The organism is Frankia sp. CcWB3 (assembly GCF_977927595.1).
The window spans coordinates 1-7812 of sequence record NZ_CDWRCK010000201.1; the positions used below are offsets into that span (position 1 = coordinate 1).

The window sequence follows — 7812 nt, forward strand, 5'->3', positions numbered from 1 at the left end:
CCACACGGCCCACCCCCACGCAGGCAATGACGCTGAGCCGACACCGCCACGCGGCGTGCACCGTCCGCGACTAAGGAGTCGAAATGAAATAACTTGCGCGCTTCGAACCCTCCACAGGCCTGTGACCTGCGATGATGCTCTCGATCACGTATTTGTTACTTCATTACGTCCCCTAAGGTCGACAGCATGGATCCGAAAGATCCGGGAATCAGACACCTGGACAGATCCACAGTGATGATCTACCGTCCGCCCGCGGGACCCCTGTCCCGCCGGTCGGACCGAGCAGGAGGACCAGCCGTGCGGGAGAACCTCACCCTTGACGAACCACGCCGAGGGATCCGGTCCGGCCGAACCATGACGCTGCTTCCGGGGCTGGTCCTCGCGGGAATGGTCGCGCTGACCGCCGGTTGCGGGGGGTCCGACGACGTCGGTGTGCCGCCCTCCGTCAGCACACCGACCCTGCCGACGTCGATCCCCACCGCGCTGCCGAGCGGGCTGCCCACCTCGCTGCCTACCTCGCTGCCGGGGGTGGGAAGGATCGACGCCGTCAGCGGCGCGGATGCCCTGCGTGGCACGAATGTCCCCCCCGATTTCCCGGTGCCGCCCGGGGCCACCGTGAAGGTCGGCACGACCACCGGGAAAACGTCGACGGTGACGCTGGACGGGGTGTCCAGCGACGGGGTGGCCACCTTCTACCGGCAGACCCTGCCTGGCGCCGGCTATAAGATCACAACGGATGTGGGGATTCCGGGAGTCGCCAGAGCCATCCAGTTCAACGGGCACGGCGTCAACGGGAGTATCGGGGCCGCGGGGGTCGGTAACACCGACGGCGTCGCCGTGGTATTCACCAAGCAGTAGCCCCCCGGGGGATCGCGGCCGGGCTCACCCGGACACGACCGGCCGCTGCGGAAGACCGAACTGCGAGCGATCGAGCTGCGGAAGATCGAAATGCCGGCGGATCTCCGCCTGCACCTCGCGCGGCGGGTGCCTGGCGTCCACGACGGCCACGAACTCCTTGCGCTGGAAGATCTCCATGACCGGTCGGGTCTTCTCGTGGTACTCCCGCAGGCGGACGGCCAGCGCCTGCGGGTTGTCGTCGGCCCGGGTCAGCAGCGGCGCTCCGCACACGTCGCAGGTGTCCGGCACCTGCGGCCTACTGGCGATCAGGTTGTAGTCCAGGCCGCACCGCGAGCAGAACCGGCGGGCGAGCACCCGCCGGTAGACCTCGTCGTCGGGGAGGTCGAGGTAGATGACCCCGTCGATGTCGTAGCTCTCCAGGAAGAACTCGGCCTGCCGTGCGTTGCGCGGGAACCCGTCGATGATGAACCCATAGTTCCAGTCGTGCTCGGCCAGCCGGGAGCGCACCACTGACTCGACGAGATCGTCCCCGACCAGGTGACCGGCCGCCACGATGCGTTTGACCTGGGCACCGAGTTTGGTGTGATTCTGCACGTTCCAGCGGAAGACGTCGCCGACGCTGATGTGGACCAAGTCGAAGTCCCGGGCCATCATCGTCGCCTGGGTTCCCTTGCCGCTGCCCTGCACGCCCATGATGACGAACTTGCGCACGCCGACTCCCGCTCGTTCCTCCGCCCCCAGCTGTCCCACCGGCCTCTCCGTCGCGACGTTATCCGCCATGGAGATCACTAGGGGTTTCCGCGGCCCAGCGGTGGCGGGTACGTCATGACACCCGCACGGCCGACCGGCGGGCTGTCCGCAGCCCAACCCGGACCGATGCACGGCGACAATGCCGTAAAGAGCAGGATGTCAGGATGTGTGGGGATCGGGGGAGCGCGGAACGGGCCGCGGCGGCGGCGATCCCGGATTCTAGGAGGGAACGCGGGTGTCAAGGGGACTGCGTCAGACGCTCGGCGCCAGCTTGGCCGCCACCGTGCTGGCGGTGGGGCTCGCGGCGTGCGGTTCCGGGGACAAGGCACCGGCTCCACCCGCGGAGATCGTCCTCAACCGGGGGCAGGACTCGTCAATCCCCTTCCGCACCGAGGCCGACGGCGAGGTGCTCCTGGACGTCACCACCACCGCCCCAGGGGTCTCCTGGGGCTCCCCGGGCGGCGAGTCCGCGGTGTTGTCGCTCTACGTCGACACCGCCTACGCCACCGACCTCGTGATCCCCACCTCCTTCCCGATCAAGCGCAGCCTCGCGCTGGGTCACCTGGCCGCCGGCAAGCACACCCTGCGGACGCTGTTCGCCGCGGACCGGTCGCCCCGCAACGCCGCCACGGCGCGCCTGACCGATCTGACCTTCCGCACCGTCACGCCGCAGGACAACGGCTACCAGGCCCTGGCCCACGCTCCGGTGATCTACGGCCGGACGGCACCGGCCGCCACCGCGAATCCGATGGCCGGCGGGCCGTTCCAGAACGCCGTCACCGACACCCCACTGCTCGCCTTCCACTCCGAAGCGCCAACCGCGATCGCCGGTCATCGCCTGCTGACCTACTCGATGGTGTGGAGCAACGAGGACGAAGGCACCCCGACCCCGGCCCTGATGGCGTTCTGGGGGCGGACCACCGACATCGAGTGGACCTACCAGGTCGAGATCGACGCCACCGGCAACGCCATCCCCGGCAGCGCCGTGATCCAGGGTCCGGAGCACACGTCGCAGCCGTTCACCGGCCGGTACGAGGGCACGCACCCGCTGCTCGGGACCTGCACGCGCAGCAACAGCATGTGCCAGAACACCAACGGCCCGATGCGGTTCGCCCTGTCGGCCGCGGACACCCTCGACCCGAACGCCGAGGCCCCTGAACGGGAGATGGACCGCAACCCGTGGACCTACTGGGTGATGTCCCAGGAGGTCGCCCGGGAGGGCAAGGTCGCCGACGCCCCGGTCCCGAACTCGCGCACCCGGATCAGCGACCCGCGTAACTACCTGTACCTGATCGTCCGGAAGAACACGGTCGGCACACCGAACACCGCCGACGCCTGGGTCGGGCTGTCGGTCGGGGTGCGGCTCGCCGGCAACCCCGAGACCTACCGGTCGAACAAGACCTACCCTGCCTGGTCCATCGAACGGGACGCGCCGGCCGCCACGGCCGTCAAACTCCCGCCCGGGACGGTCGCGGAGGACATCGCGTCCATCCAGGCGACCCGGGTCGTCGGTGCGGGTGCCGACACCGGTGCGCGCATCCAGGTCGACTCGATCGAGCGGGCGTTCCTGCTGGGTCCGGACGGCCTGCCGCAGCAGTCGTTCCTGTTCACGCCGACGAAGGTGACCCTGACCGCCGCCGCGCCGACCGCGACCCTGTTCCGCCGTTCGCAGGGCGGCTCCTGATCCCGTCCGGGGTTCCCTGATCCCGTGGTGGACCCTCACCCACGCGTGGTGGACCCCGGGGTGTGCATCGCTCCCAGGGTCCGACCGTGCGCCCCGGCCCGCTCGGGGGCTTCGGTGCGATCGGGGGCTCCGGTGCGCTCGGGGGCTCCGGTGCGCTCGGGGGTCTCGGCTGGCGCCGGGCGCACGGCGGCCGTCGGCATGCTGTCGAGCGTCCGCACGTCCCGACCGACGGGCAGCTGGGCGATGCTGCCGACGATGGCGGTCGGCCGGTAGGGAAACCGGTCGACGTCGGTGATGGACGTGATGCCCGACAGCACCAGCACGGTGTCCATTCCGGCCTCCAGGCCGGCGACGACGTCGGTGTCCATCCGGTCGCCGATCACCACGGTGGTCTCGCTGTGCGCGGACAGGGTGTTCAGCGCACTGCGCATCATCAACGGGTTCGGCTTGCCGACAAAGTACGGTGTGACGCCGGTCGCCCGGGTGATCATCGCCGCGACCGCCCCGGTGGCGGGCAGGAGACCCTCCACCGAGGGACCGGTGGGATCGGGATTCGTCGCGATGAAGCGTGCGCCGTCGCGCACCAGCCGTACCGCTTTGGTGATTGCCTCAAAGCTGTAGGTCCGAGTCTCCCCGAGGACGACGTAATCGGGTGACCGGTCGCTGAGGACGTAGCCGATGTCGTGCAGCGCCGTGGTCAGGCCCGCTTCGCCGACGACGTACGCCGATCCCTGGGGGCGTTGGGTGTGTAGGAAGAGCGCGGTGGCGAGGGCCGAGGTCCAGATCCGCTCCGGCGGGATTGTGAGTCCAGCGCCAGCCAGTCGGGCGGACAGGTCGCGGGCCGTGTAGATCGAGTTGTTGGTCAGCACGAGAAAACCCAGGCCTGCCGCGCTGATCCCGACCAGAAAGGCATCCGCGCCCGGAATGGGATGTTCCTCATGGACCAGAACACCGTCCATGTCGATGAGATAGTTCTCGATCAGATGCTCCGCCATGACCCCCGATTCTCCCCGCCGGCGCTCGATGCCGTCTGCCGGGTGGTCCCCACTCGGCACCATGATGGGGACCACCCGGCCCGGACGATCCGGCGGGTTCGGTCACCTCACCTCGCCGGGTTCGGGTGATCCCGTCTCACAGCACCGCGATGGCGGCGATCTCCGGTTCGGTGGGCGACATCAGATACAGGGATTGGGACGATGAGCCAGTCGGCGAATCCCCCGTCGCAGGCGTAGGCCTGCGCATGGCCGGGCGACCGGAACGGGCCGATGACTCCCTGCACCTGCCGGGTCCCCTGCTCCAGGACGATGATCGCCCAGCTGCCCGTCCGGTCCGGTGCGGGTGTCCCCCACTCCGACTCCGACAAGTCCATCACATAGTCCATCTGTGCCCCTTCGCGAACGTCCCTCACCGGTATCCACCGAGCCGCGGGGTGGTAAAGCACCCGGGATATCTTGACGCTTTCACGCAGCTTTGCGCATCGAAACGCCGGATGTCGACCTGGGTCGGTCCGGGATCCTCCGCCGGCAACGGCCGGGTGCGGCCCGTTCGTACATCCGTGAGTACATCGCCGAGCCGGCCGGGAGCGGAACGCAGATGTGTGTGACGAAAATCGAAGTTCCCGTGTGGGGATCCCCTTGGGAGGGAGGAGAAGACGGTGCGTTTTCCCGCACCGACACGCGGGTGATGTCGCAGGCCGGTACTTTGCCCGCTGCCCGCGCTCGCGGTCGTGCAGCCGCATCTACCGCCGCGCATACCGCCGGTCCGGCGTATTGCTATGGCGGTGGCCGGGACAGCCGCCCCGGAGCCGCAGAGCCCCGGAGCCCATTTGGCGGTGCCCGTCTGGCGCTGCCCGTCTGGTGGTGCCCCTCGCGGTGTGCCCCTTTGGTGGTGCCCCCGCGGGGCCTCTTCGGTGCCCCCGCGGCGCCTCGGTGCCGCAGCGGGAGGTTGAACCGGGTACGTGGGACGCCGGGCGTCGCGTCACCGGCGCGGTCGGGAGTCGCTCCCGACGCAACGTCAGGATTGAGCTGTGCGTCTGCTTTGTCGCTGACTTCTTGCTATCTGGGGGACCCGTGAGCCGGCGCCGGAGCGACTACCGCACCTGGGAGGAACTGACCAGGGAGGAACGTCGACGCGGGCTGGCAGTTCTTTCCGTGGTCGGGGTCGTGGCGGTGGTCGTGGTGTTCCTCGTCGTCGGGGCCGGTGGCGGGGCCGGTGCGGCGGCACCGCCAACCACCGACGTCAAGGCCCGGCTCACGTCCTGGTACGCCACCACCGCCCAGGTCCGTTCGGAGGTCGTGCGGGCGGTCAACGCGGTACGGGCCGACATCCAGGCGGCGGACGGCATGTCGCTGAAACCGGCCTGCGCCGACCTGGGGCGGGCCGTCGACCGCATCGGACCTCTGGGCCTCCCGCCCGTCGAGAGCGTGAGCAGGAGTTGGACCGAAGGCGCCGGTGCCTACGCCCAGGCGGTCACGGCGTGCGGGAACCTGTTCGACGGCACACCCGTCCCCCCCCCGGTGCTGCTGCAGCGCACGACCGACGCCCTCAACGCCGGCGACGGGCACTGGACCATGCTCGTCGCCCAGATCGGGGCCCCGGCGCAGATCGTTCCCACCGGCTGAGCGCACCCGGCCGGCCGCTCGCCGGACGACTCGGCCCGCACGTCCTGTCAAACTCGGCTACGTGGACTTCTTCCCGGGCTTTGAGCGCGATGCCCGACCCGCGTGACCTCGACGACGCCCTGCGGTCGGTCCGACCGGCGAGCGAGGACGACGTCGACGTGATGCGCGACATCGAGCGGACCGCCGGAGTGCTGTTCGCCGGGATTGGGATGACCGACATCGCCGGACATTCTCCGCTTTCGGCCGAGAAGCTGGCGGAGTATGTCGCCGGGGGGCGGGCCTGGGTGAGCGACGCCCCGGTGGGGGTCGCGGTGGGCTACGCCCTCGCCGACGTCCTCCCCACGGACGTCTCCGAGCCCGGGCCGGGGACCGACGGCGCGCCGCCACGCGTGGGGACTCCGGCGGCGAGTGTCCATCTCGAACAGCTCTCGGTGCGTCCGGAGCACGGGAGGTCGGGTCGGGGCCGGGCGCTGAGCCTGAGCGTGATCGATTATGCGCGCCCCCGTCGTGTGCGGAGGGTGACGTTGTCGACCTTCCGGACGGTGCCGTGGAACGGTCCGTTGTATGCGCGGTGGGGCTTCCGGGAACTGGTGGCGGCCGAGATGACCCCGGCGCTCGCCGACCTCGTCGCGCACGAGAGCGAGCTCGGCCTCGCCCCGAACTCCCGCATGCTGATGGCCATCGATCTCGACTGAGCGCCGGACCGGCGGGACCCGCGGACGACCCGCGGCTACGACCGGGTCCGCGGCAACCTCGACCGGCACGGGACGTACGCCTTGTCGGCGTTCCTCGGCGAGTAGGTCTATACGGCTGTGCGTGGACCGGCCAGTCCCATGGGACCGTCCTACCGGTCTGACAGGCCGTGCCACGGCACCGGACGGCCAACACCGACATGCAATAATGACCTCTTTTGGCCGATGAGCGAAACCGTCGGACCTCTGTGGCTTACTTTGGGCGGTGAGCCTGGAGGAGGAACCTATGTTGCGGAACGTGATCAAGCCGATCCGGGAGGAGCTTGAGGCGCGCCGGAAGTCGATCTTGGATCGATATCGGCCTGACCGCTGACGAGCTTCGAGCCCGCTGCGACGCCTACGCGCTCACCGGCGACGAGTTCGAGGCACTCACCGAGCTGGAAAAGATCGACTACCTACTTGGTTGCGCACTGGCAGTTCCACCCGGAGCGCGGTGCATTCAGTGCCCTCCTTGCACATGCCGGCAAGAAAACGCCGCATGACTTGGCGTCCCTCCATCTTCCTGTGGGCGGGGCGCGGATGCGACCGTGTCTCGAGGACTTCATCCAGTTCCTGATTTCTGAATGCAGCTTCGATGCAAAGGAGGGTTGGCGCGCGGTCGTCGAGGCTGGCCGGATCCGTTGGCGTCAGCGTCAGATCGGCGCCCTGGTCCGCGATGCTCCCGAGGAAGCGATCCGGGTCTTGGAAGAGAACGGCTACGTAGTCACCCGCAGTAACGACCCGCTCGTGGGCAATGCGGAGAAGCTCGCCCGTTGGTGATGCTCCGGGCACGTCGCTGTGGCAGGTAGAGCAGGGCTCAGGCTGAACTTGTCTCGCAGCACAGCGCGCGGACCTGCGGACTACCCGCGACATGCATCCGTTGCCCACGTTGCGCGTCGTCGCCACCGCCTCGACGGTTAGGAATCGAAATGAAATAACTTGCGCGTTTCGAACCCTCCACAGGCCTGTGACCTGCGATGATGCTCTCGATCACGTATTTGTTACTTCATTACGTCCCCTTAGACGCCATCCTCCTGTAGCTTGCCGCTCCATATGTCGGTAGCGGGGGGCTGCAATGCGGATGCGGGGACCACGCATGTCGTTAGGTCTGGGAGGTTTCAACCTCTCCGGACCGAGGATCGGCTTTGGTGGCGGCTGGGGTGGCGGG

General features: G+C 68.7%; 7 protein-coding genes. 5 read left to right on the top strand and 2 right to left on the bottom strand.

All coding sequences use genetic code 11. From position 1 onward, the window contains the following. The first annotated feature begins 297 nt into the window (after positions 1-297). The gene (locus ACY5KJ_RS14885) at positions 298-858 is read left to right on the top strand and encodes a hypothetical protein (protein ID WP_462189168.1); all 561 of its coding nucleotides are present in this window, start codon (positions 298-300) and stop codon (positions 856-858) included. A gap of 24 nt (positions 859-882) precedes the next feature. Here the strand turns inward: ACY5KJ_RS14885 and ACY5KJ_RS14890 are convergent, their stop codons facing one another. Continuing rightward, positions 883-1569, bottom strand: a complete 687-nt coding sequence (locus ACY5KJ_RS14890) for an adenylate kinase family protein (protein WP_462189170.1) — start codon at positions 1567-1569, stop codon at positions 883-885. A gap of 274 nt (positions 1570-1843) precedes the next feature. Between ACY5KJ_RS14890 and ACY5KJ_RS14895 the strand changes: the two genes are divergently transcribed. Beyond that, positions 1844-3292, top strand: coding sequence for a hypothetical protein (locus tag ACY5KJ_RS14895; RefSeq protein WP_462203615.1), 1449 nt, complete (start codon positions 1844-1846; stop codon positions 3290-3292). A gap of 35 nt (positions 3293-3327) precedes the next feature. Here ACY5KJ_RS14895 and ACY5KJ_RS14900 read toward each other — a convergent pair whose 3' ends face one another. After that, complete coding sequence (locus ACY5KJ_RS14900; RefSeq protein WP_462203616.1) at positions 3328-4287, bottom strand: HAD-IIA family hydrolase; 960 nt, start codon at positions 4285-4287, stop codon at positions 3328-3330. Positions 4288-5361: 1074 nt separating this feature from the next. Here ACY5KJ_RS14900 and ACY5KJ_RS14905 point away from each other — a divergent pair. The 3 genes from ACY5KJ_RS14905 (at position 5362) to ACY5KJ_RS14915 (ending at position 7424) form a co-directional block, all read left to right on the top strand. Further along, positions 5362-5913 carry a hypothetical protein gene (locus ACY5KJ_RS14905; protein ID WP_462187756.1) on the top strand — a complete coding sequence of 184 codons (552 nt, stop codon included), beginning with the start codon at positions 5362-5364 and terminating at the stop codon, positions 5911-5913. A gap of 89 nt (positions 5914-6002) precedes the next feature. Continuing rightward, positions 6003-6608, top strand: a complete 606-nt coding sequence (locus ACY5KJ_RS14910) for a GNAT family N-acetyltransferase (RefSeq protein WP_462187757.1) — start codon at positions 6003-6005, stop codon at positions 6606-6608. A gap of 576 nt (positions 6609-7184) precedes the next feature. Then, a complete protein-coding gene (locus ACY5KJ_RS14915) occupies positions 7185-7424 on the top strand; it encodes a hypothetical protein (protein ID WP_462203617.1) in 240 nt (79 codons plus the stop codon). The last annotated feature ends 388 nt before the right edge of the window (positions 7425-7812 follow it).

Excerpts from the sequence above, each read along its gene's own strand:
- ACY5KJ_RS14900 (WP_462203616.1), bottom strand. The coding sequence starts at position 4,287 with ATGGCGGAGCATCTGATCGAGAACTATCTCATCGACATGGACGGTGTT.
- ACY5KJ_RS14910 (WP_462187757.1), top strand. The coding sequence starts at position 6,003 with ATGCCCGACCCGCGTGACCTCGACGACGCCCTGCGGTCGGTCCGACCG.
- ACY5KJ_RS14915 (WP_462203617.1), top strand. The coding sequence starts at position 7,185 with ATGCGACCGTGTCTCGAGGACTTCATCCAGTTCCTGATTTCTGAATGC.